Origin of the sequence: Hymenobacter endophyticus, assembly GCF_032464715.1 — a bacterium.
GTDB lineage: Bacteria > Bacteroidota > Bacteroidia > Cytophagales > Hymenobacteraceae > Hymenobacter > Hymenobacter endophyticus.
The window spans coordinates 17,068-43,803 of the sequence record NZ_JAWDJT010000007.1; the positions used below are offsets into that span (position 1 = coordinate 17,068).

The 26,736-nt window shown below is 61.1% G+C and carries 26 protein-coding genes; 15 read left to right on the forward strand and 11 right to left on the reverse strand.

Annotated elements, in window-relative coordinates:
• Nucleotides 1-38: 38 nt before the first annotated feature.
• Nucleotides 39-1,436 carry a DUF5723 family protein gene (locus ROI90_RS11545; protein ID WP_315998501.1) on the forward strand — a complete coding sequence of 466 codons (1,398 nt, stop codon included), beginning with the start codon at nucleotides 39-41 and terminating at the stop codon, nucleotides 1,434-1,436.
• Nucleotides 1,437-1,722: 286 nt separating this feature from the next.
• On the opposite strand, the gene ROI90_RS11550 is transcribed toward ROI90_RS11545, so the two are convergent.
• The 4 genes from ROI90_RS11550 to ROI90_RS11565 all read right to left on the reverse strand — a co-directional run bounded on the left by ROI90_RS11550 (nucleotide 1,723) and on the right by ROI90_RS11565 (nucleotide 5,225).
• Nucleotides 1,723-2,823 (reverse strand): WD40 repeat domain-containing protein, encoded by a 1,101-nt coding sequence (locus ROI90_RS11550; RefSeq protein WP_315998502.1) that lies wholly within the window; start codon nucleotides 2,821-2,823, stop codon nucleotides 1,723-1,725.
• A gap of 101 nt (nucleotides 2,824-2,924) precedes the next feature.
• Nucleotides 2,925-3,467 carry an NUDIX hydrolase gene (locus ROI90_RS11555; RefSeq protein ID WP_315998503.1) on the reverse strand — a complete coding sequence of 181 codons (543 nt, stop codon included), beginning with the start codon at nucleotides 3,465-3,467 and terminating at the stop codon, nucleotides 2,925-2,927.
• 93 nt (nucleotides 3,468-3,560) lie between these two features.
• Nucleotides 3,561-4,361 carry a M57 family metalloprotease gene (locus tag ROI90_RS11560; RefSeq protein WP_315998504.1) on the reverse strand — a complete coding sequence of 267 codons (801 nt, stop codon included), beginning with the start codon at nucleotides 4,359-4,361 and terminating at the stop codon, nucleotides 3,561-3,563.
• A 105-nt stretch (nucleotides 4,362-4,466) separates the two neighbouring features.
• A complete protein-coding gene (locus ROI90_RS11565; protein ID WP_315998505.1) occupies nucleotides 4,467-5,225 on the reverse strand; it encodes a L,D-transpeptidase family protein in 759 nt (252 codons plus the stop codon).
• Between the two features lie 130 nt (nucleotides 5,226-5,355).
• Between ROI90_RS11565 and ROI90_RS11570 the strand changes: the two genes are divergently transcribed.
• From ROI90_RS11570 to ROI90_RS11585, 4 genes are all read left to right on the forward strand, one after another.
• Complete coding sequence (locus ROI90_RS11570) at nucleotides 5,356-6,351, forward strand: alpha/beta hydrolase (RefSeq protein ID WP_315998506.1); 996 nt, start codon at nucleotides 5,356-5,358, stop codon at nucleotides 6,349-6,351.
• 7 nt (nucleotides 6,352-6,358) lie between these two features.
• Entirely contained in the window at nucleotides 6,359-6,781 is a 423-nt protein-coding gene (locus ROI90_RS11575) for a DUF4174 domain-containing protein (protein ID WP_315998507.1), read from the forward strand.
• A gap of 44 nt (nucleotides 6,782-6,825) precedes the next feature.
• Nucleotides 6,826-7,986, forward strand: a complete 1,161-nt coding sequence (locus tag ROI90_RS11580; protein WP_315998508.1) for an NAD(P)/FAD-dependent oxidoreductase — start codon at nucleotides 6,826-6,828, stop codon at nucleotides 7,984-7,986.
• A 141-nt stretch (nucleotides 7,987-8,127) separates the two neighbouring features.
• Complete coding sequence (locus ROI90_RS11585) at nucleotides 8,128-8,607, forward strand: hypothetical protein (RefSeq protein ID WP_315998509.1); 480 nt, start codon at nucleotides 8,128-8,130, stop codon at nucleotides 8,605-8,607.
• A gap of 84 nt (nucleotides 8,608-8,691) precedes the next feature.
• On the opposite strand, the gene dnaA is transcribed toward ROI90_RS11585, so the two are convergent.
• From dnaA to ROI90_RS11600, 3 genes are all read right to left on the reverse strand, one after another.
• Nucleotides 8,692-10,191, reverse strand: coding sequence for a chromosomal replication initiator protein DnaA (dnaA, locus tag ROI90_RS11590; RefSeq protein ID WP_315998670.1), 1,500 nt, complete (start codon nucleotides 10,189-10,191; stop codon nucleotides 8,692-8,694).
• 320 nt (nucleotides 10,192-10,511) lie between these two features.
• Entirely contained in the window at nucleotides 10,512-11,441 is a 930-nt protein-coding gene (locus ROI90_RS11595; RefSeq protein ID WP_315998510.1) for a bifunctional metallophosphatase/5'-nucleotidase, read from the reverse strand.
• 126 nt (nucleotides 11,442-11,567) lie between these two features.
• Entirely contained in the window at nucleotides 11,568-12,326 is a 759-nt protein-coding gene (locus tag ROI90_RS11600; protein ID WP_315998511.1) for a 5'-nucleotidase, read from the reverse strand.
• A 261-nt stretch (nucleotides 12,327-12,587) separates the two neighbouring features.
• Here ROI90_RS11600 and ROI90_RS11605 point away from each other — a divergent pair, with 261 nt between their 5' ends.
• The 4 genes from ROI90_RS11605 to ROI90_RS11620 all read left to right on the forward strand — a co-directional run bounded on the left by ROI90_RS11605 (nucleotide 12,588) and on the right by ROI90_RS11620 (nucleotide 17,825).
• Nucleotides 12,588-14,366 (forward strand): methylmalonyl-CoA mutase family protein, encoded by a 1,779-nt coding sequence (locus ROI90_RS11605; protein ID WP_315998512.1) that lies wholly within the window; start codon nucleotides 12,588-12,590, stop codon nucleotides 14,364-14,366.
• Between the two features lie 124 nt (nucleotides 14,367-14,490).
• On the forward strand, nucleotides 14,491-16,611 hold the full coding sequence (scpA, locus tag ROI90_RS11610) for a methylmalonyl-CoA mutase (protein ID WP_315998513.1): 2,121 nt from the start codon (nucleotides 14,491-14,493) through the stop codon (nucleotides 16,609-16,611).
• Between the two features lie 20 nt (nucleotides 16,612-16,631).
• Nucleotides 16,632-17,354: a hypothetical protein gene (locus tag ROI90_RS11615; protein ID WP_315998514.1), complete on the forward strand. Its 723-nt coding sequence runs from the start codon at nucleotides 16,632-16,634 to the stop codon at nucleotides 17,352-17,354.
• A 33-nt stretch (nucleotides 17,355-17,387) separates the two neighbouring features.
• Nucleotides 17,388-17,825 carry a hypothetical protein gene (locus ROI90_RS11620; protein ID WP_315998515.1) on the forward strand — a complete coding sequence of 146 codons (438 nt, stop codon included), beginning with the start codon at nucleotides 17,388-17,390 and terminating at the stop codon, nucleotides 17,823-17,825.
• 197 nt (nucleotides 17,826-18,022) lie between these two features.
• Here the strand turns inward: ROI90_RS11620 and ROI90_RS11625 are convergent, their stop codons facing one another.
• Both ROI90_RS11625 and ROI90_RS11630 read right to left on the reverse strand, forming a co-directional pair.
• The gene (locus ROI90_RS11625; RefSeq protein WP_315998516.1) at nucleotides 18,023-19,144 is read right to left on the reverse strand and encodes an MBL fold metallo-hydrolase; all 1,122 of its coding nucleotides are present in this window, start codon (nucleotides 19,142-19,144) and stop codon (nucleotides 18,023-18,025) included.
• 271 nt (nucleotides 19,145-19,415) lie between these two features.
• A complete protein-coding gene (locus tag ROI90_RS11630) occupies nucleotides 19,416-19,937 on the reverse strand; it encodes a hypothetical protein (RefSeq protein WP_315998517.1) in 522 nt (173 codons plus the stop codon).
• Nucleotides 19,938-20,171: 234 nt separating this feature from the next.
• Between ROI90_RS11630 and ROI90_RS11635 the strand changes: the two genes are divergently transcribed.
• Together ROI90_RS11635 and ROI90_RS11640 are read left to right on the forward strand one after the other, a co-directional pair.
• Nucleotides 20,172-20,909, forward strand: a complete 738-nt coding sequence (locus tag ROI90_RS11635) for a metal-dependent hydrolase (protein WP_315998518.1) — start codon at nucleotides 20,172-20,174, stop codon at nucleotides 20,907-20,909.
• 59 nt (nucleotides 20,910-20,968) lie between these two features.
• Entirely contained in the window at nucleotides 20,969-21,274 is a 306-nt protein-coding gene (locus tag ROI90_RS11640; RefSeq protein WP_315998519.1) for a hypothetical protein, read from the forward strand.
• Nucleotides 21,275-21,392: 118 nt separating this feature from the next.
• Here ROI90_RS11640 and ROI90_RS11645 read toward each other — a convergent pair whose 3' ends face one another.
• A complete protein-coding gene (locus ROI90_RS11645; RefSeq protein WP_315998520.1) occupies nucleotides 21,393-21,881 on the reverse strand; it encodes an ankyrin repeat domain-containing protein in 489 nt (162 codons plus the stop codon).
• Between the two features lie 147 nt (nucleotides 21,882-22,028).
• Between ROI90_RS11645 and ROI90_RS11650 the strand changes: the two genes are divergently transcribed.
• Nucleotides 22,029-22,820, forward strand: coding sequence for an SDR family NAD(P)-dependent oxidoreductase (locus ROI90_RS11650; protein ID WP_315998521.1), 792 nt, complete (start codon nucleotides 22,029-22,031; stop codon nucleotides 22,818-22,820).
• A gap of 101 nt (nucleotides 22,821-22,921) precedes the next feature.
• Here the strand turns inward: ROI90_RS11650 and ROI90_RS11655 are convergent, their stop codons facing one another.
• Nucleotides 22,922-23,350, reverse strand: coding sequence for an OsmC family peroxiredoxin (locus ROI90_RS11655; RefSeq protein ID WP_226269841.1), 429 nt, complete (start codon nucleotides 23,348-23,350; stop codon nucleotides 22,922-22,924).
• Nucleotides 23,351-23,521: 171 nt separating this feature from the next.
• Between ROI90_RS11655 and ROI90_RS11660 the strand changes: the two genes are divergently transcribed.
• The 3 genes from ROI90_RS11660 (at nucleotide 23,522) to ROI90_RS11670 (ending at nucleotide 26,724) form a co-directional block, all read left to right on the forward strand.
• Nucleotides 23,522-25,018 carry a GH3 auxin-responsive promoter family protein gene (locus ROI90_RS11660; protein ID WP_315998522.1) on the forward strand — a complete coding sequence of 499 codons (1,497 nt, stop codon included), beginning with the start codon at nucleotides 23,522-23,524 and terminating at the stop codon, nucleotides 25,016-25,018.
• A 193-nt stretch (nucleotides 25,019-25,211) separates the two neighbouring features.
• Nucleotides 25,212-25,826 carry an SMI1/KNR4 family protein gene (locus ROI90_RS11665; RefSeq protein WP_315998523.1) on the forward strand — a complete coding sequence of 205 codons (615 nt, stop codon included), beginning with the start codon at nucleotides 25,212-25,214 and terminating at the stop codon, nucleotides 25,824-25,826.
• 52 nt (nucleotides 25,827-25,878) lie between these two features.
• Complete coding sequence (locus tag ROI90_RS11670; RefSeq protein WP_315998524.1) at nucleotides 25,879-26,724, forward strand: endonuclease/exonuclease/phosphatase family protein; 846 nt, start codon at nucleotides 25,879-25,881, stop codon at nucleotides 26,722-26,724.
• Nucleotides 26,725-26,736: the final 12 nt, after the last annotated feature.

The window sequence follows — 26,736 nt, forward strand, 5'->3', positions numbered from 1 at the left end:
CTAACGGCGCAAGCTAAAGCTTACGCCACATTTTCGCTATGAACTTCTCCCGATTCGCCGCCGGCCTGGGCCTGGTAGTGGCTGCCGCTACCACCGGGCACGCCCAGAACGAGCTGAGCAACTTCACGGCCACCGGCCGGGGTGGCGTGGCCACCACCTTCGCCTCCGACTACCAGGCCATCGGCATCAACCCCGCCAACCTGGGCCGGGTGGGCGGGGCCACGGTGGCGTTTACCATTGGCGAGGTGGGGGCCGGGGCCGCGTCCCAGTCGCTCACGCGCCAGCAGCTGCGCCGGTTTATCCTCAACCCCAACGAGCAGCTCACGCCCGCCGAAAAGCAGGCGCTGGCCACGGCTTTCAACTCCGATAACGCCCTCAACTTCAACGCCGATGCCACCACCCTGGCGCTGGCCGTGCAGCTGCCCGTAATCGGGGGTATTGCCATCAGCAACCGGGTGCGCACCGCCGGGCACGTGGGGCTCAACAAAAATGCGGCGGATATTCTGTTTCTGGGCCGGGACGCGCCGCTGTACACCAGCACGGCGGCCGGCAACGTGCCCTTGGTATCGGAGGCGCTGGCCGGCACCGAAATGCAGCTGTCGGTGCTCAACGAGTTCAACCTGGCCTGGGGCACGCGTCTGCTCGATTTGCCGCTGTTCCAGCTCTCGGCCGGGGCGGGGTACCGCTACGTGCAGGGCGTGGGCATTGTGGATGTGCGCGTGCAGCCCGGCAACCTGCAGGCCTACACCTCCATGTCGCCGGTATTTGATATCGACTACGGCACCGTGGCCAGCAACCCCGGTTTCAACCTGCGCACCGGCAGCGGACTGAGCCCCGTGGGCAAGGGCCACGGCTTTGATCTGGGCCTGGCCGCCGAGGTGGGCAAGTCGTTGCGCCTGGGCCTGGCCGTTACCGACATCGGCCACATGACCTGGAACGGCAACCTGCTCACGGCCAACGACCAGAAGCTGAAGCGACTGAAATCCAGCGGGGTCGACAGCTATAACTTCGTGAAGGAAGCCGTCGAAATCTTCGCCTCCGGCACCGACAGCCTGTTTCAGTACCAGCCCGACCAGGCCCGCCGCGCCGCCCTGCCCACCAAGCTGCGGGCCGGGGCTGGGCTGCGCCTGAGCGAGTATTTCGAAGCTGGTCTGGATGTGACTATGCCCCTGAATGAGGTGGCCGGCAACCTGCCTTCCCCCTTCGTGGGCGCCGGCCTCGACTACAAACCGGCTAAGTGGCTGCGCCTGAGCAGTGGCCTGACGGGCGGAGCCGGCTACGGCTTCAGCGTGCCGCTGGGCGTTACGCTCGTCACCAGCTTCTACGAGGCCGGCCTCAGCACCCGCGACGTAGCCGGCCTGCTCACCTCTGAGCACCCCTACCTGTCGGCGGCCGGGGGCTTCCTGCGGTTTAAGCTGGGCGGGAAGTCGCAATAGGTGAAATGGTGAAGTTGTGAGTTGGTTAACCGTCATTGCGAGGCGGAGCCGAAGCACCCGCAGGACAGCGCAGCTAACCTTCCTTCACCATGCACCAAGCTTGAAATACGCCAAAGCCCCTGACGACCGTGCTGGCGTCAGGGGCTTTCTGCTTCTTCCAAGGGTTCACGCTGCGAAAAGGAGGGATTAGCTGCGCTGTCCTGCGGATGCGTCGACACTGGCTTGATGCGCCACATGCTCGCAATGACGGTTAATCAACTCACAACTTCACCCTTCACAATTTCACCTACTTCCCCGGCTCAGTGATGAAGATGGGCAGGCCCAGCTTGCTGCGGCGGCCCCCGAGTTTCAGGCCATCATCCACGTATTTGGCGGCCTCGGAGTTGGGGTTCTGAATGATGCCCAGAAACTGGTTGTCCTCGCGAGCCACGTAAATATTACCGTCGGGGGCGCGCTGCAAAGAGCCTACTTTGCGGTTCGAGGATTTGCCGATGACGGTGGCTTTGCCGGTTTTCAGATCGAACTGGTACACCTGGGCCTGGCCGCCGCCCTCGCCGTTGCTGGAGCCGTAGAGCTTGGAGCCGTCGGGGGAAAACTCCACGCCATAGGCTTCGGGGTAGGGGGCAAATGCCTTTACGTTCTTCACCAGGCCGGTGCTGCGGTCAAAGTCGAACACCTCGTACTTGTTGGCCTCCCGCCACAAAGCCACGGCCAGCTTGCGGCCATCGGGCGAGAACTTCATGGCCCCGATGGCATTGCGGCCGGGGCCGGCGTGCATGCTGCCCACGTTGCTCATAATGGGCTTGCTCTGGACCCCGTCGGCCGTCACCAGGAAGCTCACAAAGGCGTTGGAATTCCAGCGGTGGGCCACAATCCACACGTCGCGGCCGTTCTGGTGGCGCACGGCGGCCAGCTTCTCGGCCACGGGCGTAATCAGGAGGGCATTCAGGCGGGGCACGTCGCCGAGGCCGTTTTCCCGGGTCATATCCACCACCGAGTAGCGCAGACCGTTGGAGCCGCCCTGGGCGCCCACTGTAAACACGTAAAACACGTTGCCACTGCCGGGGTCGGGCACGATGAGGGCGCTCTGGGTGCTGGAGTTGGAGCCCATCAGCTTGCGGCCGTTGGGCATCACCTGATGCTGGCGGTTGAACACGAACTCGCCGTTGGTGTAGAACAGCAGCTGGCCCTGTTGGTTGGTGGCCACGGCCGAGCCCTCGTAGGTGGTCATTTTGCTGGTGAGCAGGGGAGTGGGTGCACCTCCGCCCTCAGGAAACTGCAGGCCGGCCTGCTGCCCGAACAGCCAAATGGATTGCTCCCGCTGGGCCAAGGCGGCTCCCGGCAGCAGCAGGGCCAGTAGTAGCGGCAAAAGGGAAAGTCGTTTCATATCAGGTCAGATGATTCGGTGCCAGTCAGGATGCAATTTCGTGCCAGATTTTTTCAAGGAGGCAAGAAGATTGAGTGCCAGCCTGCTGCCCGTTAAAGCTTTTATATTTCCCACTCCCCAGCCAGCAGGCGCGGAATGAGAGGGCGAATGATGTTGTAGCTGGCACCCCAGAGCGGGTGCCCGCCTGCTAGGCGGTAGAACGGGATGCGGCGCGGGCCGGGCCAGCCGGGCAGCTCCCAGGTTTCCTCGGTGTGGTTGGCGGCATCGGCCAGGAAGCGGAGCGGAATTTCCAGCACTTCATCCACCTCGCTGGTTTGCCACTGCCACGCCGCCGGCCGCCGGATGCGGCCCAGAAACGGGCTGATGCGGAACCCGGTAAGCACCGGCACAACAGGGAGGGCCGTCAGAATTGCAACGTTGGTGGGCGGCAGATACACTTCTTCAAACGCTTCCCGCAGAGCTGTGGCTTGCAAATCGGCATCCTGGGGTTCGGGCTTGCCGCCCGGAAACGCCAGCTGGCCGCCATGCACACCGAAGGCCGCCCGGCGTACCATCACCACCTGCAGCTCACCCGCCTCGTCGCGGAAAACAGGTACCAGAACGGCGGAGTCGCGGAGGGTTTTGGGAAACAGAAAATCAGACATAACGCAACAGCGCCGACGCGGGCTATTCCGCGTCGGCGCTGGCAAGTTACGGCTTCGGCCGACTCGGAGTTGAGCCGGCAACAGCCGCCCGTTTTAGTACAGGTAGCTTAGGGCGGTCCGGTCGTTGGCATTGAAGGGACGGCTCTGGCCCGAGCCAATGCAGGCCAGCATCCAGGAGCTGGGGTCGGCGCTGGAGGGTGTGCCCGGAATCAGAACGGCGCCCACCGTGCTGGCACCTTCATTGGCCGTGGAGCCCCCGCAGCTGTAACTCCGGTCCATGTAGTCGGTGTGGCGGAAGCCAATGCAGTGGCCAATTTCGTGGGCCAGAATGGTAGCTAAGTAGGCGGTGGCCGGGGTGTTGCCAATGGCCCGCGAGTTCACTTTTACCTCATTAAACGGTGCCCCCGCGCTGGTAGGGAAGCCCGCCGAAGCCAGGTAGCTGCCGTTGCCGCGCACGATGCTGATGGCTGCTCCCGAGGCTACGCGCTGAAAAGTGAGCTGCAAGCCCTGGGCGTTGTAGCGGGCAATGGCTTCATCGAGGCCGGCCACGTAGGAGGCGGGCAGCTGGCTGGCAATACTGATGGTTATTACCCGGGGCAGGCCGGTAACCAGGTTGGTAGTGCGGTATTGCTCATCCTGGCCCACGCGCAGCAGCTGCACCGGGTTGTGGGCGCTCAACTCAGCCGGCGACAGGGCAATGTCTCCCTCCACAATGTAGCTGCCGTCCTCGTCGCGCGAAACATTGGCAATACTGAAGCCCAACTGCCGGATTTGCGTCAGCGCCTCGGCGCTAATGTCCTCCTGCTTGTTCACTACGGCTTCTTTTTCGGAGCAGCCACTCAGTACAGGCAACGCGGCAATGCCTGTCATCAGTAGAAATGAGGTGAGCTTCATAGGTATGTGGTTGTGGTGAATGGATGCTGATAATGTAGCTATATAAATGAATGCTAGCGTTATAGTAATCTGATTTTAATGCTGCGGCCGAGTGCCACTGCCATGCTAGTTAGCGCAAGCGTAGCTGCCAGAGGCCGTAATGGCTACCGTGGGCAGCTCGTGGGTGCGCTCGAAAAACTGGTAGCCGGGCGCCAGCTGCTGCCAAAACACAAAGTGGGGGCTAGCCATACGCCGGGCCAGGTTCTCGTCCGTTAGCTCAAAGGGAAAGATGTGAACCGGTATACTGGCCTGCCCGGCGCCGCGCGCCTCCACCGCCAGCACGTACAGCTCCCGGATGCCCTCGTCGGTGATAGGCAGGCAGCCAATGGTTTCATCGGAGCCGTGGATGAAAATATCGTTGCCGGGGTCGAGGGTACCGGCGCGTACCTGGTCGGCGGCGTTAGGGTAGTCGAGGCCCAGCGAGAGGTAGTACTTGCTGTCGGGGTTGAAGCGGTTAATGGTATAAAATCCCTCCGGAATCTGCCCGTCGCCGGCCTGGCGCTTGGGACCCAGCGTGCCGGAGGTGCCGGCGAGCCGGAAGGTGCGCAGCAGCACAAACTGCCCCCGGCCCCGGTTGCGCCCCCACACCTCTACCCGCCGGCCCACTTTAAATGCCCGCAGAAACAGCTCCAACCGCTCCGGGGCCAGGCCATTGCGGCGCAACAGGGCGTGGGCCGCGTTCTGGTGGGCCGCGTAGGCCACTCGTACCCTGGGGAACAGCAGTTGGTTGGCTCGGAAGGCTGGGTTGGGCTCAGGCGCGCGCACTGAGGAGCGCGCGGCGGCCGCTACCAGCAGCACAGCGGCCGTTAGCACTAGAAAACGCATACGAGGGAGAGAAAAACGGCTACTTAGCCGCCAGAGACAAGTAAACGGGCCAGCCAGGTGGTTTCGTATAGAGCAGGTGCTATATTCAGCAACAGCAGTATCGGGGGGCGCGGTTTTGCGTAGGCAGGCTATGGCTCCCACTCCTACGTCCCTTCCTACTTACCAGCCCGATGTATTGGGGGCGGGTTTCGAACAGCTCATTCTGCCCCAGCCCGCCGACTATGAAGGGCCCGTGCGGGCCGTGCTGATCCGGTGCCAGTCCGGCCAGGAGGGCCCCTCCAGCGGCCGGGCGGTGCTTTATGTGCATGGTTTCAACGACTATTTCTTCCAGCGGGAGCTGGCCCTGGAATGCATTGCCCACGGCTACGGCTTCTACGCCCTTGATTTGCGTAAATACGGCCGGGCCCTGCTGCCGCACCAGCAGCCCAACACGGTGCGCCACCTCAGCGAATATTACCCCGACCTGGACGCCGCGTTGGCTCAGCTGCGCCAGGAAGGCTATGCGGAAGTGGTGCTGATGGGCCACTCCACGGGCGGGCTGATTACGGCCCTCTACACCGCCCAGCGCCAGCCAACCCAGGTGCGGGCATTGGTGCTGAACAGCCCGTTTCTGGAGCTGCACCAGTCGTGGCTGCGGCGGCATGTGGCCGTGCCGGCGGCCGTGGCCGTGGGAGCGGTATGGCCCACGCTGCCGTTGCCCGCCGGCCTGCCCGATACCTACGGCCAGAGCCTGCACCGTGCCTACCGGGGCCACTGGGACTATAACCTGGCCTGGAAACCCAACCATGTGTTTGCGGTGAATGCTGGCTGGCTGCGGGCCATCCGGCGGGGCCAGGCCCAGGTAAAGCGGGGTCTGGGCCTGCGCCTGCCGGTTCTGGTGCTGCACTCCGACCGCACGGCCACCGGCCGGCGCTGGCAAGCGGATTTTCAGCGCGCTGATATTGTACTTGATGTGGAGCACATCCGTCGGCTGGCGCCCCGCCTGGGTTCCCAGGTAACCAACCTGCCCCTGCCCGGAGCCGTGCACGACGTATTTTTATCTGGTTCGGAAGTGCGGGCCACGGCTTACCAGCAGCTGTTTGCCTGGCTGGATACGGTGCCGGTTTTGGCTACACACTCCTTATAACCTGGCTATGCTACTCCGAATAAGCGTGGTACTATGCTGCCTGGGGTTACTGGCCACAACCTGCCCGGCCCAGACTTCTCTGGCAGCCTTGCTTAAAGCCAGCAAATGGCAGAAGCGCGTGTTGTTGCTTTGTGCTCCCACCGCCGATGACGCTAATTTGCGCCGCCAGCAGCAACTGCTCGGGCCCGTTGGGGCCGACATGAATTCCCGCGACCTGCTAGTGCGGGAAGTGCTGTTCGACCATCTCTCTGACCCCGACCGGCGCTACCTGCGTGAGCAATTGGGCGTGAAAACCACTGGCTTCACGGTGCTGCTGATTGGCAAAGATGGGGGCGTGAAGCAACGCGCTGGCACGCCCCTGCCACCCGCCCGGCTTTTCACCACCATCGATGCCATGCCCATGCGCCGCCAGGAAATGCGCCGCCCCTGATAGGGGGCCAGACTGCAAAGACAAGTTGCTGCGTACTTTCGGCCATGAGCTCACCCGCGCCGGAGTATGATGTGCTGATTGTTGGAGCCGGCCCGGCTGGCACGGCCTGCGCCCTGGGGCTCGGAGGCAGTGGCCTGCGGGTGGGGCTGCTAGACAAAGCGCAGTTCCCGCGCGACAAGGTGTGCGGCGACGCCATTCCGGGTCCCACGCTCAAGGCCCTGGCCCGGCTCAATCCCCGGTACGCCCGGGACCTGCTCGCCCTTACCGCCCCCCACCGCACCGATGTAGCGTGCAGCCGCCTGGTGTCGCCGGCGGGGCAGGAGGTAAGCGTGGCGTGGCAGGCCCCGGCCTTCAACAGCCCCCGGTTGCAGTTTGACGCGGCTTTGCTCATGCTGGTGCGCCGCCACACGGCCACCGAGGTACTGGAAAGCAGCACCGTAAAAACGGTAGCGGCCACCGCCAGCGGTGCCACTGTTACGCTCCACAACGGCACTCAGCTTGCGGCCCACTTGTTAATCGGCTGCGACGGGGCCAACTCCGTAGTGGCGCGTCACTTGGCCCCGCACCCCCTCAACCGGCAGCGACACTGCGCCGCCGTGCGGGCCTACTACCAGGGCGTAACCGATGCGCCCGAAACCACCAGTGACTTCCTTTTTATCCGGCGTTACCGGGCGGGCTACTGCTGGGTATTTCCGGTGGGCAACGGCCTGTACAATGTCGGTTTTGGTATGCTGTCCTCGGATATAGCCCGCCATAAAGTAGACCTGAAGCGGGTGCTGGCCGAGTTACTGACTGCCCATCCGCACCTAGCGCTCCGCTTTCAGAACGCCCGCCAACTAGGGCTGGTGCAGGGGTTTGGGCTACCGCTGGGTGGCTCCCGGCGGCCCCTTACCGGTTCCCGCGCCCTGCTCTGCGGAGATGCCGCCGCCCTCATCGACCCCCTGCAGGGCCACGGCATCGATAAAGCGGTTATCAGTGGCTTGCTGGCCGCCGAGCACGCCCGCCGCTGCTGCGCCACGCAGGATTTCACGGCGGCAGCGCTGCTCCCGTACGAGGTGGCTGTGCAGCGGCGGCTGGGCCAGGAGCTGGGGCAACGCTACCGCCTCATGCAGCTGCTGGCTCGGGCACCGTGGCTGGCAGAAGCGGCCTTTTGGGCAGGCCGCTGGCCCTGGCTGCGGCGGCGGCTGGTGCGGGCGTTGGGGTAAAGGGAAACAGAAAACCGGCCATCAAGCCCAAAACAGCGTAGAAACCCAAGAATGGCCCGGCAGTTCAGCTGGGCTTTAACGCATAGCTTCCGCAACAAATAAGTACTTACTTTTGCGGGCCTCAGCGACTCTTCCGCCCTTATGCATCCAGATTCTACCCGCATCCGTCTTCAACCCGCCAACACGCAGCGCATCCCGTTCTGGGGTCAGCTTTTCCTAGGCCTGCTCTGGATAGCCTACACTGTGTCTCTGATTGTGACGGGCGAGGGCGCCAGCGACATGCACTTTCTGCACTATGTGTTTCTGGTATTCAGCTTGATTTACCTGGGCTATGTGCTGGTGCACAATGCACCGGTGTTCGGTACGCAGAGTTACCTGGAGTTCACGCCCGCCTACATTGTGCATAAAGACGGCCTATTCCGGCCCAAACAGGCATTTCCCGCCGAAAATATTGCGGGTCTGGAGCTGGCACCCCAGCAGCTGCGCGTGCAGCTCAAAGAAGGTGGCAATTACTCCCTGAGCCTGCGCCAGGTGAAGGGTGCCAAGCGCAAGCGTATGCTGCGTGAGCAGGTACGCAGCTTCGCCGCCAAGCATAACTTGCCCCTCCGCGACGCCCAGTAAGCATCAACCTCCTCTCCAAAAAGGCCACGGGCCGCAACTTCTATGGTTGCGGCCTGTGGCCTTTTCATGTCAAGCGCAGCGTGTTTACTTGCCCGCAAACTTCTTGCGCAGCTCCACAATGGTGCTGCGGAACGACTTGTCGGAGTCAATCAGATCGGACACGGTTTGCACCGAGTGAATCACGGTGCTATGGTCGCGGCCCCCAAAATGGTGGCCGATGCTTTTAAGCGAGTGGGTGGTGTGCTCCTTGGCAAAGTACATGGCCACCTGCCGGGCCGTTACCACTTCCTTCTTGCGCGTTTTGGCCTTGAGCAAATCCAGGGAAACCCCGAAATACTCGGCGCAGGTCTTCTGAATGAAGTCGAGGTTTACTTCGGCCTCCACTTCCTCAATAATATGCCGCAATGCCTGCTTGGCCATTTCCAGGTCAATTTCGCGGCGGTTGAGGCTACTCTGGGCCACCAGGGAAATCAGCACGCCTTCCAGCTCCCGCACGTTGGTGTTCACCGAGTGGGCCAAATATTCCACCACCTGCGGCGGAATATCAATGCCATCCTGCTGCATCTTGTTCTGGATGATGGCCATACGCGTCTCGAAGTCGGGGCTCTGCAAGTCAGCCGTGAGGCCCCATTTAAAGCGCGAGAGCAGCCGGTCTTCCAGCCCTACCAGGTCGCGAGGCGGGCGGTCCGAGGTCATCACAATCTGCTTGCCCGCCTGGTGCAGGTGGTTGAAGATGTGGAAGAACATTTCCTGGGTTTTGTCCTTGCCCGAGAGGAACTGCACGTCGTCCAGAATCAGGATATCCACCAGTAGGTAGAAGTTGGCGAAGTCCTGCACCTGGTTGGAGCGCAGGCTTTCAATGAATTGGTTGGTGAACTTCTCGGCCGACACATACAGCACGAACTTATCGGTGTTCGTGGCCTTGATGTGGTTACCGATGGCCTGTACCAGATGGGTTTTGCCCAGGCCCACGCCCCCGTAAATCATGAGGGGGTTGAAGCTGGTGGTACCGGGCTTGTTAGCCACGGCCAGCCCCGCCGAGCGGGAAAGGCGGTTACAGTCGCCCTCAATGTAGTTTTCGAAGGTGTACGTTGTGTTCAGCTGCGACTTCAGGTAGTCGCGCTCAATGGTTTTGCTGGCCTCGAAGGGGTTGCGCAGGGTGGCCGGGGTAGGCGCCGGGGCCACCGAAGCCGCCGCCACGTTGCGGGCCGAGGCCGTCATGGCGCTGGTGGCCATAGCCGTAGCGGCCGGCGTAGCGGAAGCGGCCGGCCCCGCCGATTTGCGGGCCGTAGGTAGGTTGAGGGTGCGGGGCTTCTGCTGGGCATTGCCCTGGTCCACCACAATGCTGTACTCCAGGCGGCCATCGGGTCCCAGCTCCTGGTGGATAGCGCGCTTCAGCTCCTCCACGTAATGCTCCTCCAGAAATTCGTAGAAATAGGTGCTTGGCACCTGAATCAGCAGAATGTTATTATGGAGCTGCACCGGCACAATGGGTTGAAACCACGTCCGGAAACTCTGCTCACCAATCGTTGCCTTGATGACACGCAGACAGTTGGCCCATACGGTTCGACAATCCTTGAGCATCAATAAGATAGGGGCAGGAGCAACGGGTGTGCAGGTGAGAAAAATAACGGGCTGGCCCAGGGCCGCAAACGGCCCGTTTTTTCTAGGGGGAGACAAAAATGTGGAAAACTCCTCAGACAAAAAAAACTTATACCCCTTGGATTTTTCGCGCTTTTACCACTTGCCTCATTCCCTAACAGCCGGGTTAGCCTAACGCAGGCCGTCCCCCGGCGGTATACGAAACGCCCGAAAAAAGACGGCCTTTATCCGCGCAAAACCGCACCGGTCCGGCGGGTTTCCCCGGCCAAACCGGTGCGGTTTTGCCGTCCGGTAACTGCGCCTTACGCCTGCCGGATGGGTACCACCGCCGAAGCGGCCACCGTGGGGCGGCGGGTGCCGTGCTCGAATGAGTAATCGAGGCGGCCGAGGTTGATGCCCGACCAGCCCACCTGATTTACCAGCGTTGCCTGGCCATTGGGACTGGCAATAGGCTCAGGCTGCTCCAGGAAGGTATGGGTGTGCCCACCCAAAATCAGGTCGATGCCGCTGACCTGCGCGGCCAGCTTCCGGTCGTCAAGTTTGCTGCTCTCGTACTTGTAGCCCAGGTGGGACAGGCAGATAACCAAGTCGCATCGCTCGGGGCCGCGCAGCTTGGTTACCATATCCTTGGCTACGGCTACGGGGTCGAGGTACTTGGTGGCGCCGAAGTTTTTATCGGCTACCAGCCCGGCCATTTCAATGCCCAAGCCAAACACCCCAATGCGGACGCCCTGCTTCTCAAACACCTTGTAGGGTTGAAACTTGCCGGCCAGGATAGTGCCCGTGAAGTCGTAGTTGGCAATGAGGAAGGGGAAGGTGGCGTGGGGCAGCTGCTTTTGCAGGCCCTCCAGGCCGTTGTCGAAATCGTGGTTGCCGAGGGTACTGGCGTCGTAGGCCATCTGGCTCATGAGCTTGTACTCCAGCTCGCCCTGGAAGAAGTTGAAGTAAGGGGTACCCTGCCAGATGTCGCCGGAATCCAGCAGCAGCACGTTGGGCTCCTGCTTCCGGATTTGCTCGATAAGTGTCGCGCGCCGGGCCATGCCGCCCATGCCGGCCCACTGGGCGGCATTATCGGGGAAGGGCTCGATGCGGGAGTGCATATCGTTGGTGTGCAGAATGGTCAGGCGCACGGCCCTTTTGTCGGCGGCAGCGGCCGGCAGCGCGGCAGCGCCCAGCAGGCCCAGGGAAGCGGCACCCAGGCCGGAGTATTTCAGAAATTCGCGACGATCCACAGTGGTAATGTGCTGAATGTGGTGGAATGTGAGAAATGTGGAAATGGTGGGAGGAAAGGATGGAGTTACAGGATTAGCAGGGTATGCAATCCGCATACTTTCCCTATTCCACGCACATTTCTCACATTAAAACTTTACCCGACCTTCTACTTTGGCCTCAATGGGTTTGCCCTGCTTGGTTTGCTCCTGGATGTACTCGGCAATGGCGGAGCGCAGCAGTACGCCGGTACCCCGGGGCTTAATGGGCTTGAAAAACACCATATTGTCGCCGCCCCCGGCCAGATAGTCGGATATGGCCACGGTGTAGGTGCGGCTGGCATCAAACGGCTGCTCATTGATGAGGATGTCTTGGGGCTTGCCATCGGCAGCCACAGTGTAGGTAGCGCCCGAAACAGCCATTTTGATGCGGGCCGCGTAGGCAAACAGCTGCTGCACCACGGCCCCGGAGGCATCCAGCACTACCAGTTCGTTCTCGAAAGGCATCAGCTCAAACACCGAGCCCATGGTTACGGCTCCGGCCGGAATAGGGGCCCGCAGTCCGCCGTTCGACATCACGCCCAAATCCACGGGCTCACCCAGCTCCCGGCTGGCGCGCACCCGCTGAATATCGGCCACAAAGTTAGACAGCGGCGACTCCCCGCTGTTTTTGGTGAGAGCCACCGGAGCCTGGCCGATGACGGCCGTCATCTGGTCGGTGACGCGTTGGCGGTAGGGGGCAATAGTAGCGGCGGCCTGAGCATTGTCGGGCAGGGCTTTGCTAACGGGCTGGGCCGTAACGGGCGCCAGCTGCGCCTTGGGCAGGTAAGCACCACGCTGACAGGCGGGAGCCAGGGCCACCGTAGCCAGCAGGCCCAACGCCGCCACCCGGGAACGAATAAACTGCATGAGTTCAGGAAAAGAAGGAAGGCAAAGCGCAAAGATACAGCCACCCGCTGGGAGTTGGAATTCGTTGGCCTTCTATTACGCCTTTCCCATGCCTGCCTAGTTGCCATCCGGCCAAAAGCGGGGCAGTATGGACACCATCTGTTTCGATAGGTCTGGATTCTGACCAAATCTGCCGGATGCCGGATGGCTGGCTTTCCCCTGCCAATCCGGTATCTTTAGCCCGCCCCTGGGGCTTGTTCCACCCATCCCACCCGCTGCCGTATGGCCGATTTGCCGCGCCCCGCCCTCGTTTCTTTTTCTGAGTTTGATGCCGTGTCCACCGCCCAATGGCAGGAGCGCATCACCCGCGACCTGAAGGGCAAAGACCCCGCTACCCTGGTTTGGGCCACGCCGGATGGGTTTCCGGTGCAGCCGTTTTACCACCAGGAGGCTCTGGCAGCGCTGGGGGGCACCCCGCTGCCCCAGGCCCGGCCCGCTGGCTACTGGAGCAACGTGCCTACCTACTCGGTGCCTGCTTTGGAGCGGGGGCACAACGCCATTGAGCGGGCTGCCGAAGCGCTGAAACGCGGAGCCGATGGGGCGCATTTTGTGCTGGGTTTGGCCGAGGGTTTTGACACGGAGCACCTGCAGCAGCGCCTGCCCCTGGCCGATACCTATGTGGGCTATACTGTGCGCAACGGGGCAGCCGGCCTGGTGCAGCGCCTGGCCGCCGCGGGTAGTGCCCCGCGCGGCTTCCTGGTATCCGACCCTATTACCCGCCATGCGACTAACATGACGGCGCAGCTGGAGGAGCTACGGGCGGCGGTGCAGACGGCCCACAATTGGCCGGAGTTTAAGGCGCTGGGGCTGGATGTGGCCTACTACGGTAACCGGGGCGCTACTGCCACCCAGCAAATTGCCTTTGCCCTGAGCACGGCCGCCGCCTACCTGAGCGAGCTGCCTACCGCCGACCTCCCGGTGGCCGAGGTGGCGGCAGCCCTGCACCTGCACGTAGCAGTAGGCCCCAACTACTTCTTCGAAATGGCCAAGCTGCGGGCGTTGCGCCGGCTGTGGGCTACGCTGCTGCACGCCTACGGCCTGCCGGCTGAAGCCGCTCAGCAGCTCACCATTTTCGCCAGCACCGCCACCTGGAGCCAGACCACCCTCGACCCGCACACCAACCTGCTGCGCACCACTACTGAAGCTATGAGTGCCGTAATGGGCGGAGCCGATGCTGTAAGCGTGGGCACCTTCGACAGCCTGTTTCACGCCCCCAACGAGTTTGCCGAGCGCTTGGCCCGCAACCTGCCGGTGCTGATGCGCGAGGAAGCCTACCTCGACCGGGTGCAGGACCCCGCCGCTGGCTCCTACTACGTGGAAACCCTCACCGACCAGTTGGCCCGGGAGGCCTGGACGTTATTTCAGCAGATAGAGCAGCAGGGGGGGCTGCCCGCCGCCACTGGCTTTGTACTGCAGGAGCTCCACGCCTCGGCCCAGGCCCAGTTCCAGCGTATTGCCAGCGGGGAGCAGGTGGTAGTGGGCACCAACAAGTTTCATAACCCCCAGGAGAAGTTCGACTACAACCCCAAGCGCCTGTTGCGCAGCCGGGACTTCGACAGCACCCGCGCCACGTATCCGGCGGAGGTGTTGCGCCTGGCTACGGCCCTGCACTTTGAGCGGCGGGAGAAAAAGAAGAAGCGGGCTGCGCTGGTGCTGCTGGGTTCGCACACCAACCAGACCATTCTGGAGTCGTTTCTGCTGACCTTGCCCGAGGCCGACCGAAGTGAGCTGCACAAGGCCCGCCCCGAGGGCACGCTATCGGTGCTGTTTTCTTCCCCGGAAGAAGCTACGCTGATGTACGCCACGCCCGAGCAGTTCGGGCGCCTGGCCCGGGCCATCAGCCACGTGCCCATCGACGAGCCCAACTTCATTCCGCCCGCCCTGCTCACCGCCGACCTGGCCACCATGCAGGAAGCCACCCAGCTCTTCGGCCTCAAGGAGTTCAGCGTGCACGGCTATTCCACTGAGGACGTGCTGGCCCGTTTGCAGGGGAAGAAGTGAGATTGTGAAGTGGTGAAATGGTGATTGACGCTCCGGCGGCGCTACCTGCGCTTTGCTGTTCTACAATCCATTTCACTATTCCCATCCATTCACAATTTCACAAACTCACCATTTCACTATTGCCATGAAGCCCGACTTCTCTACTATATCCTACGACGCGGCCCAATTGCCTGCGCCAGCCATTGAACCTTCTGAAACCAGCACACCCGAGGGTATTGCCTTAAAGTCGTTCTACACGGCGCAGGATGTGCAGCACCTCACGCACCTCGGTTTTGGGGCGGGGCAGGCGCCCTACCTGCGCGGCCCCTACGCTACTATGTACGTGCAGAACCCCTGGACCATCCGGCAGTACGCGGGGTTCAGCACGGCCGAGGAAAGCAACGCCTTTTACCGCCGCAACCTGGCGGGCGGGCAAAAGGGCCTGTCGGTAGCGTTTGACCTGGCTACGCACCGGGGCTACGACTCCGACCACCCCCGCGTGGAAGGCGACGTGGGTAAGGCCGGCGTGGCCATTGACTCGGTGGAGGACATGAAGGTGCTGTTTGACCAGATTCCGCTGGATCAGATGTCGGTGAGCATGACCATGAACGGGGCCGTGCTGCCGATTCTGGCGTTTTACATTGTGGCGGCTGAGGAGCAGGGCGTAACGCCGGATAAGCTGGCGGGCACCATTCAGAACGACATTTTGAAGGAGTTTATGGTGCGCAACACCTACATCTATCCGCCCCTGCCGAGTATGCGCATCATTGCGGATATCTTCAGCTTCACGGCCCAGAAGATGCCCAAGTTCAACAGCATCAGCATCTCGGGCTACCACATGCAGGAGGCCGGGGCCACCGCCGACCTGGAGCTGGCCTACACCCTGGCCGATGGGCTGGAGTACGTGCGGGCGGGCCTGTCGGCGGGTATGAAGATTGACGATTTCGCCCCGCGCCTGTCGTTCTTCTGGGCCATTGGCATGAACCACTTCATGGAAATTGCCAAGCTGCGGGCCGGCCGCTTGCTCTGGGCCAAGCTCATTAAGCAGTTCGAGCCCCGGAACCCCAAGAGCCTGGCCCTGCGCACCCACTGCCAGACCTCGGGCTACTCGCTCACCGAGCAAGACCCCTTCAACAACGTGGCCCGCACCGCCATTGAGGCCATGGCGGCGGCCCTGGGCGGCACCCAGAGCCTGCACACCAACGCCCTCGACGAGGCCATTGCCCTGCCCACCGACTTCTCGGCCCGCATTGCCCGCAACACCCAGCTCTACCTCCAGCACGAAACCGACATTACCCGCGTGGTGGACCCCTGGGGCGGCTCCTACTACGTGGAAACCCTCACCCACGAGCTGGCCGACAAAGCCTGGGCCCTGATTCAGGAAGTGGAGGAGTTGGGCGGCATGGCCAAGGCCATTGAAACCGGCCTGCCCAAAATGCGCATCGAGGAAGCCGCCGCCCGCAAGCAGGCCCGCATCGACTCGGGCAAGGAAACGGTGGTGGGCGTGAACAAGTACCGCATCAACGAGGCCACCGACATTGAGGTGCTCGACATCGACAACGCCGCCGTGCGCGAGTCGCAAATCACCCGCCTGAACACCATCAAAGCCGCCCGCGACACGGCCGCCGTGCAGCAGGCCCTGGAGGCCCTCACGGAAGCCGCCCCCACCGGCACCGAGAACCTGCTGGCCCTGGCCGTAAACGCGGCCCGCCTGCGCGCTACGCTGGGCGAAATTTCGGATGCGCTGGAGAAAGTGTACGGCCGTCACCAGGCTACTATTCGGGCTATTTCGGGCGTGTATTCCCAGGAAATGAACTACGACGAGGAGTTTGCCAAGGCCCGCCAGCTGGCCGATGAGTTTGCCCAACGGGAAGGCCGCCGCCCCCGCATGATGGTAGCCAAAATGGGCCAGGACGGCCACGACCGGGGCTCCAAAATCATTGCTACCAGCTTCGCCGACGTGGGCTTCGACGTGGACATTGCGCCTCTGTTCCAGACGCCCGCCGAGGTAGCCCGCCAAGCCGCCGAAAACGACGTGCACGTAGTGGGCGTGAGCAGCCTCGCCGCCGGCCACAAAACCCTGATTCCGCAGCTACTCCGGGAGCTGCAGCAGCTCGGCCGCGAGGATATCCTCGTCATTGCCGGCGGCGTCATCCCCGCCCAGGACTACCAGTTCCTCTACGATGCCGGCGTGGCCGGCGTGTACGGCCCCGGGACGGTTATTGCCGTAGCTGCGCAGGAGATTTTGGGAAAGCTTGGGGAATAATATACCTAATACGTTGAATCATGAATATAAAATCTAAATCATTAGAGCTTATAGCTGATATACTAAGAGCATTCGGGCTAGATGAGTATGGAAATAAGACAAGGCGTCTAAAAAACACAAAAGGCGATGTAGACAAAAATGACATAATATTTGGATACTTAGATGCAGTAGACAAAGGATTTGCTGTTCAAAGTGAATCTAAAAAACAACAAGCTCTTGTTTATATTAGTATCCCGCAGCATTATATACAAAACGAAGACCTAGACAATATTCTAGAAAGCGTAAGCACATTCATGAGTGTTTGTGGTTTTGAATATCAATCAGAGGAAGAACCAATCCTTGGATCATTTATTCAAAGCTTAATTTTTTGGACAAAAAAGCCTAAAACGCAGCAACAGGTCCACGAAATATATGATAAAGGTAAAGCTGCATTAGAGGCCAACTATCTGGGTAAACCGGTCGCAGAGTCAACGGCACAACTATCAAGTGCGGCAGCTCAGCTTATAGCTGCTTGTCAGAATGTTGATGAAATAGTTCTTCGAACAGGAGCACTAATTATTGTAAAGGCGATAATTGACGGAAGAACTATAATGAGTGTAGAAACGATTTCTCCTCAACTAATGAATCATCTTGATCAAAATCCTGGATTACTTAGAGACCCTCGTTTGGTATATCACTTTCTAGATAATCTCCCGGCAGCATTAAAATCAAGTTCTAGCCAGTCTTTAACATTTGGTGGATAAGCTTTATGCACCGTCTTATACAAGCATTCAATCATGCGCATTCACGATATCGACCAAGAAGACGCCGACATTGATTACTTCGCCGCCGACGAGGCCGGGCACATTGTGCACGTCGCGTCCGGGGGCGGGGTGCTGCCGGAATCGGTGGCGGCGGATGAGGTGGCGCTGCTGGAGCTGCACCAGTATTTCCTGACGCGGCCGGAAACCGATTCGGCGGTGGCGGCCGCGCCGGCTTTGGCCCAGGACGGGGCCTACCCGGGTGCCGCCCGCTACGCCCGGCGCGGGCTGTTCTCCTTCGCCAAAACCCGCCTGCATGAGCGCGCCGATTCGCGCTACTACGCGGTGGCCCGGCCCCTGCAGCCCCTCACCCTGGCCGAGCTGCCGCCGCCACTGGCGGAGCTGCTGCGCCGCACCCAACTGCCCGGCCCCGCAGCCGAGCTGGAAACGCTGGATATGGCCAGCATTGCCTGAAACTGAAACCGGCCCGCTGCAGCAGCGGGCCGGTTTTTTAGAGCTAAAGCTAGTTCCCCTCCTCAGATGAGGAGGGGCTAGGGGTGGTTGATGAACGCCAGGATGATTATTAGAGCTCGATGATGTGCAACGATTGTCAACCACCCCTAGCCCCTCCTCATCTGAGGAGGGGAACCAGTTTTTTAACAATAGCCTACTTACTCCCACCACCGCAGTTGCGGCAGGGGCTGGCCGAGGGTGACGGGCTGGCCCAGCTCGGGGGTGGTGATGGGGAGCTGGTGGAGGGCCGCAGCGGCGGTGGCGCGGCGCACGGGCTCGTTCCAGGCGTGGTGGGCCTCGGTGAAGGCGCCCCAGTGCACCGGCTGCATGGTGCGGGCGCGCACATCCAGGGCGGCCTGCACGCTTTGCTCGGGCAGCATATGAATCTGGGCCCAGCTGGCGTCGTATTGTCCGCACTCCATCAACGCTAGGTCGAAGGGGCCGTGCTGGCGGCCGATTTGCTGGAAGTGCTGGCCGTAGCCTCCGTCGCCGCTGTAGAATACGCGGTGGGCGGGCGTTTTTAGCACCCAGGAGCTCCAGGAAGTAGAGTTGCGGTTGGTGAGGCCCCGGCCCGAAAAGTGGCGCGCGGGCGTGCTGATGATGGTAAGGCCCGACAGCTGCACCGAATCCTGCCAGTTTAGCTCCTGCACTTTCGCGGGGGCCACGCCCCAGGCCAGCAGGTGCGCCCCCACGCCCAGGGGCACGTAGAAGTGGGCCACTTTGTCCCGGAGCTTCACAATGGTCTGGTAGTCGAGGTGGTCGTAGTGGTCGTGGGAGATGAGCACGGCGTCAATGGCCGGGAGCTGCCCGGCGGTAATGGCCAGGCTGGGGTTGTAGCGTTTGGGCGTCACCCAGGAAAGCGGCCCCATCTTCACGCTCAGCATGGGGTCGAGCAGCACGTTTTTGCCCCCGATTTCCACCAGCGAGGCCGAGTGCCCGAACCACGTCACGCGCACCAGTTCGGGCGTTTTGCGGGTGATGCTGGCGGAGTCGAGCGGCTGCGTAGGGAGGGGCGCGGCCGGGGCCGCGTTGGGTACTTTGGTAAACAGGAACCGCCAGAGCACCGAGAACGTGCTGCCGTCCGTCATCATGGTAGTGGGCTCCAGGTTCTGAAACTCCCCGTCGTGGTAGCGGCCGGTGCGGGCGTAGGCAGCTTTTTGGGCTTTAGTGGGTTTGCCGCCCAGCTCGGGGCTGAGGTTGGCAAAAGCCACGCCGGCCACCACCAGTATGGCTACCACTATCAGCGCCAGTCGGCCGGTTATCTTCAGAAATCTGCGCATCAATTCGAGCTATAAGCACCGGCCTGCGGGGACGGTCTTGAGGTAGTCGGATTGATACGGGAAATATTGCACCGGCGCTGTCTGCTCCGGCAGGGCGGCCCGGTCCGGCGGCTGCAAGCCGTCGGGCCGGTTGTCGTCTGGTTTAGCCGCACGAGGTCATAGCAACATCAGCAACCAACGGCCCGATGGCTTGTCGCTGGGCCAGGCCAAATGCAACCACCCTGCCCGGTTTCCCAGGCAGGGTGGTTGCATGTGGCGGCCAGCAAGCTGCTTAACCCCGGCCGTTGAAGTCGCGGCGCTCGGGGCCGCCGCGCCGCTCACCGCCCTGGCGGCTTTGCATCTGGCGCATGCGCTCCTGGCGCTTGGTTTCAAACTGGGCATACTGCTTTTTGGACAGCACGTCTTTCAGCTTCTTGTCGGTGCCTTCGTGGATGCGCTTGAAATCGGCCATCCGCTGGCTGCGGTCCTTTCCGCCCGATTGGCCGCGCAGGGCCTGCATCTGCTGCTGTTGGTCCTGGAAGATTTTCTCCACCTTGGATTTCTGCTTGCTGCTCAGGTCCAGGTCTTTGGCCATCTGGTCGAGGCGTTGCTGGCGGCGCTGACCGTCTTGGCGCTGACCGTCTTGGCGCTGGCCATCCTGGCGCTGGCCTTTGCGGCCCTGGCGGCCGTCTTTATCGTGGCGGTCATCCTGGCGCTGCGCCTGCCCGAAAATGGCGGGGGCGGCCAAGGAGGCTTCGGAAGCCGAGGCAATCAGACCGAGAAGCAGGGCAAGGCTCAACAATTGCTTTTTCATGGGTACTTGGGTTGGAAAGTGAAAGTCGAAGGGAAGTGGGGTTCAGAACCGTGCGTTCTTGTCTCCCTGTATTCAAACCCAGTGCCGCAGATGGGCCGCGTTGGGCCAGAATCCAGCAACCCCGCAGAAAAACCGACCAACCGCCGCATTTCTTCGCCCACGCCCTGCGCCTCCAATTCGGCGCGGAGCTTTACTTTGCCGCTTCCGGATCATTACCCCTATTCCCTTACTTCTATGACGCCTGCCACCACCCAGCTGCAGCTGCTCGGCCACGCCAGCTTCCGCATTACTACACCTGAGGGCCGCATTATTCTGCTGGACCCCTGGCTGAGCAATAACCCCTACGTGCCAGAACACCTGCGCCACCCTGAGCGCGCCGACCTCTTGCTGCTCACCCACGGCCACGACGACCACTTGGACGCCGAGCTACCTGCTCTGCTGGCCCGTACCGGAGCCAAAATAGCTGCCCCCGCGCCCGTGCGGTTCTACTTGCAGGAGCAGGGCGTACCGGCCGGTCAGTGCGAAGCCATGAACGTGGGCGGCAGCATTGACGTGCTGGATGTGCGCCTGACCATGACGGTAGCTCACCACGCCGCCCACGTCGACCGGCCCGACGGTACCACCAGCCACCAGCACGAGGGGGTAGGCTTTATTCTGCGCTTCTCGGATGGTACAGTGCTATATGCCGCCGGCGACACGGCCTTGTTCGGGGATATGCGCCTGCTGGCCGAACTCTATCAGCCCACCATTGCCCTGCTGCCCATCGGCGACCGGTACACCATGGGGCCGCTGGAGGCCGCCCACGCCGTGCGGCTGTTGGGTGCGCGCCATGTAGTGCCGTTTCACTACGGCACATTTCCTTCACTGGTAGGCACGCCCGAGCAGCTGCGGCAGCACTTGGGCCCAAACCAATCTGTAACAATACATATCCTGCAGCCCGCCGAAACGCTAATCCTGAGTGAGTTGCGCTAGTGCTCGGCGGCGAGCGGGCGGCTTGCGTATAGCGAAGTCGCACCCACCTGATTTCAGTTATGACTGCCGATACTTTCTCCACCGGCCCGGCCGGCGTGTACGCCCACATTGAACACCAAGGCCAGCGGGTTACCGTTGTGAAGCTGCAGGAAGCCCTCCTCACCGAGGCCAGTACGCTGGAACCGCAACTCCGCTCCGCGCTCGGGCTGGCGGCTAACGAGCTACTGTTGGTGCTGCCCACGGAAGGCGCACCGTTACTCGGTCAGGGCCCAGCCGAGCAAATCTACAACGACTTCCTATCCACGAATACCGCCGCCGTGGTAGAACAACGCTGGCTACCCCTGGAAAAGCGGCAACCAGAGTAGCTACAGAAAAACGGCCTTCCAAGCAAAGCCGAGAAACCTTGCGGGTTGATGTTGCAGGATTCACCCTGACATCAGCCCGCGAGGTTTCTCGGCTTTGCTTGGAAGGACAGTTAGCTACTTATTCCTGCGGCAGAATTTGCAAGGCGGTTTCGTTGCCTTGCTGAATGGCCAGGTCGCGGGCAGAGAGGCCACGCACGTCGCGCAGGGAGGTATCGGCGCCGGCGTTCAACAACAGGGGCACGATGTTGTGGCGGCCGAACAAGGTGGCAAACATCAGGGCCGTACCATCGTTGCCATTGCGGGCGTTAAGGTCGGCGCCGTTGTCGATGAGCAGTTGGGCAATTTCGGGGTAGCCTTTGAAGGCCACGCCCATCAGAGCGGTGTTGCCGCTGGCATCGTGCACGTTGGGGTTGGCTCCGACTTCCAGCAGCAGGCGGGTGGCATCGATGTGGTTGTCGTAGGCCGCCAGAATCAGGGCCGTGAAGCCGCGTCCGTCCTGGGTGTTTACGTCCACGCCTTCTTGCAGCAGGCGTTGCAGGGTGACCACGTCGCCCTGGCGGGCCGCGTTAAAAAACAGGTCTTCGGGGCGGGAAGAGGTGAACTCCATGAGTAGGTTGGTTGGGAAATACGAGGGCAGATGCTGCGCGTAGCTAGCCTGGGCAGTTACGCAGCCGGCCCGAAATGGATAGTCTGGCAGACAAAATAGCGGCCGTGGAGTTATACAACTTCATTCTTTCCATTCAGGTTATTTCCCATGGATTTACAGCTCACCAATAAAACTGCCTTGGTTACGGGCTCCACGGCGGGCATCGGCCTGGCTATTGCCCGCCGCCTGGCCGCCGAAGGCGCCGAGGTTATCATTACCGGCCGCACCGAAGCCCGCATCAACGAAGCTCGAACGGCTATTCTGCAGGAAACGCCCAATGCTAAACTGCGGGGCGTACCCGTCGATTTTGGCCGGGCCGAGCAGGTGCAATATCTGCTGAATGAAGTACCTACGGTGGATATTCTGGTAAACAACGTGGGCATCTTCGAACCCAAGCCCTTCGCCGACATTACCGACGAAGACTGGCTGCACTTCTTTGAAGTGAACGTGCTGAGCGGGGTGCGCCTCTCGCGCCAGTATTTCCCGCAGATGCTGGAAAAGAAGTGGGGCCGCATCCTGTTCATTTCCAGCGAATCGGGCCTGCAGATTCCGCAGGAAATGATTCACTACGGCACCACCAAAACGGCCCAGCTGGCCGTAGCCCGGGGCCTGGCCGAACTCACGACCGGCACGGAGGTAACGGTTAACTCGGTGTTGCCCGGCCCCACGGCCTCCGAAGGCGTGGAGGAGTTTCTGCAAAAGCTGGCCGGCGACGGCAAAACCCGGGAGGAGGCTGAGCACGAGTTCTTCCGCGACGCGCGGCCCTCGTCCTTGCTTAAGCGCTTCATCACCCCCGAGGAAATTGCCAACATGGTAGCCTACCTCGCTAGTCCGCTGGCCGTGGCCACCAACGGGGCCTCCGTGCGGGTAGATGGCGGCGTAATCCGCAGCATTGGGTAAGCATAGCCAAGCGGAGCACGCACGAAAACGCCCCCGGCGTGGTGGTTCAGCCACTGCACCGGGGGCGTTTTCATGCGTAGCTAGCAGCTATAAACAGTAGGCTACTTCAGCTTGGCCGAGGCCAGTTCCATTTCCGGTACAGCCTTCAGCAACACTGAAATAGGGCAGTTTTCCTTGGCTTTCTCGGCGTACTGCTGGAATTCTTCCTGCGAAATGCCCTCTACTTCGCCTTCGGTGCTGAGGCTGATTTTCACCACTTTCGGTACGTCGCCCGAAGTGTCCAGGGTTACCTTCGATTCGGTGTGCAGTTGCTTTACCTGCTTACCGTCTTTGCTCAGGATGCTGTTCAGAAACATGGTGTAGCAGCCGGCGTGGGCCGCGCCAATCAGCTCCTCGGGGTTGGTGCCCTTCTGGCCCTCAAACCGCGCCCCTACTGAGTAGGGAGCTTTTACGGTGCCGCTCTGGGTAGAAATTTCGCCGCTGCCTTTAATGTCGCCGTTCCAAACGGCCGTGCCACGTTGGTTGATCATGGGATGAAAGAAATATGGTTGAGTTGGTAGGTCGGTAATACGGCGGGTAACCGGGAAAGGATGAGCCCGGCGGCTCCTGGCAGAAGATAGGCGGAAGTGTACCTTTGAAAAGCTGCTGGCGTAGGCCGGCCAGCGCCGCCCCCATCTGCCACTTCCCTCATTCCTTCCCCCATGGGCCTGAAATCAACCCTCAGCCGACCTTTGGCCGCCTACATTGCCCGGCAATACGCCCAGTGGCAGCACGACCCTATTGGCACCCAGCAGCGGGTGCTGCGCGAGTTGCTGGAGCGCGGGGCAAACACGGCCTTCGGGCAGGCCCACCACCTGGGCGGGGTGCGTACGGCCCAGGATTTTGCCTGGCAGGTGCCCGTGCGCGACTATGAGGCCCTGAAACCCTGGTTTGAGCGGGTGAAGCAGGGGGAGGCTAATGTGCTCTGGCCCGGTAAGCCCCTGTACCTGGCCAAAACCTCCGGCACTACTAGTGGGGCCAAGTATATTCCGCTAACTAAGGATAGTATTCCCAACCACATCAACGGAGCCCGGGATGCCCTGCTCCATTACGTACATAAAACGGGTAAGAGCCGTTTCCTGGATGGCAAGCTGATGTTTCTGTCGGGCAGCCCGGAGTTGGAAATGGTGAGCGGCATCCACACCGGCCGGCTCTCGGGCATCGTGAACCACCATGTGCCGGCCTATTTGCGGCGCAACCAGCTGCCCAGCTATGCTACCAACGTAATTGAGGATTGGGAAACCAAGCTCGACCAGATTGTAGATGAAACCGTAAACCAGCCCATGACGCTGATTTCGGGGATTCCGCCCTGGGTGCAGATGTATTTCGACCGGATTGTGGAGCGCACCGGCCGGCCGGTAGGGGAGGTGTTCCCGGGGTTCGACCTGTTTGTGTACGGGGGCGTCAACTTCGAGCCCTACCGCAAAAAGCTGCTCGAAACCATTGGCCGCCCCGTGGACAGCGTGGAGCTGTTTCCGGCTTCCGAAGGCTTCCTGGCCTTCCAGGATGAGCCCGGCAACCCCGGCCTGCTGCTGCTGCTGGACGCGGGTATTTACTACGAATTTGTGCCCGTCGAGCGGTTCTTCGAGAAAAACCCGCCCCGCTGCACGCTGGCCGATGTGGAGCTGGACCGCCAATACGCCCTGGTGCTCAGCAGCAACGCCGGCCTCTGGGGCTATTCCCTGGGCGATACGGTGCGCTTCGTGAGCAAGTACCCGTTTCGGGTGGTGGTGACGGGCCGCATCAAGCACTTTCTGTCGGCTTTCGGTGAGCATGTTATTGGGGAAGAAGTGGAGCAGACCCTGCGCGAAGCCATGCGCCAGCACCCCGAGGTAGAGGTGGTAGAATTCACGGTGGCCCCCCAGGTCAGCAACAACCCCGCCGTGCCCTCCCGCCACCAGTGGCTCGTAGAATTCGCCCGCCCGCCCCACGATGCCGCCGCCTTCGCCGCCACCCTCGATGCGGGCCTTCGCCAGCGCAACGTGTACTACGACGACCTGCTGCGCGGCCACATTCTGGCCCCACTGCAGCTCACGCCACTACCGGCCGGGGCTTTCCAGCGCTACATGAAAAGCCAGGGCAAGCTCGGCGGCCAGAACAAGGTGCCCCGCCTCAGCAACGACCGGACGCTGGCTGAGGGGCTGTTGAGCGTGGGGTAAATCGGCTTCAACAAATACTGTAGCGGCTTTCGAACGGTGTAGAGACGCGACACTTCGCGTCTCGTAGTTGAACGGCTCGTTCGAACCGCTTTACACAACGTCAGCAACGAGGAGACGCGAAGTGTCGCGTCTCTACAATCTGGTCTGACCATGCACAAATCCGCTATATTCCCTTTCTATACTATCACTCAATATGAACTTCACAACGCCCGCCGAGTGGTTGGAGCTGCTTCAGCTAATCAACAAGGAAATTCTGACCGACCCGGATTTTACGGATGGCAACTTGGCCGAACTGGTAACGCCAGCCCAACGGCAGGCCGGCTGGCTGGGCGCCCCAGGTGCTACGGAAGCTGAAGTGCTACAGTTGGAGCAACGGCTGCAAACCAACCTGCCGCCGTCTTACCGGACGTTTTTGCTGGCTTCCAATGGATTTGGTCCGATGGAGCAATTGATTTGGCGGTTGCGGCCAATTCAGGAGGTAGATTGGCTAGTGAATACCGATGCTGATCTGGTAACCTTATGGGAAAAAGATGTTGAATCAATTCCAAGCGTGCCTGATGAAGACTATTTCCGCTACGACGACAACCAAATAGATGGTCAGGCAAGGGGAGAATACTTTCGGGGGCTGCTGATGATTTCAGATTGGGGCGACGCCGGGTTTTGGGCCCTGAATCCGGCCGTGCAGCAGGCCGGTGAATGGGAGGCGTGGCACTTTGCCAACTGGATGCCCGGGGCCGTTCGTTACCGCTCTTTTATCGAACTCGTGCAGGCCAGCTTTGCCGGATACAAGGAAACCCGTAACGGGTAGCACAAAGGCCAGAACCCGTAATTTGTCCCGCCTTCCACCTACCACTTCCTCCATGCGCCTGCTTTTTCTCGCTCTGCTGACTTTTATACTCGGGAGTCAGCCCGCCGCCGCTCAGAAACAAAGCCAGCCCTTGCGGGTAGCTACCTATAACCTGCGCCTCAATGTGGCCAGCGACGGAATTAATGCCTGGCCCAACCGCAAGGAGATGGTCAAAAATTTGGTTAAGTATCACAACTTCGATGTGTTTGGTACCCAGGAAGGCTTTCGCGGCCAGCTCAACGATATTGTTGAACTGCCCGAGTACAGCTTCGTGGGCCACGGCCGCGACGATGGCAAAGAAGCGGGGGAACATTCTGCCATCGTGTACAAAAAAAGCCGCTTGCAACTGCTGCAATCCGGCGACTTCTGGCTAAGCCAGACGCCCAATCAGCCCTCCAAAGGTTGGGACGCCACCTGCTGCAACCGCATCTGCAGCTGGGCGAAGTTCCGGGACCTCGCCACCAAAAAAGAACTGTTCTTCTTCAGCGTCCACTTCGACCACGAGGGCGTAGAGGCCCGCCGCCAGTCGGGCCTGCTGATGGTGCAGAAGATCAAAGAAATTGCCAAGTCTGTCCCGGTCATCTGCGTAGGCGACTTCAACTCCACCCCCGATACCGAGCAAATCCGGACGATGCAGACGCTGCTCCGTGACTCCTTCCGCGCCACCAAACAGCCGCCCTACGGCCCCGTAGGCACCTTCACCGGCTTTAAAATCGATGCCCCGCTGACGGACCGTATCGACTATATCTTCATAAGTCAGCAATTCACCGTATTGGATTACGCCGTCCTCACCGATTCTATGCGCGGCCTGTACCCTTCCGACCATTTCCCGGTAACGGTGAACGTAGTGCAGCTGTAATAAATCCGTGTT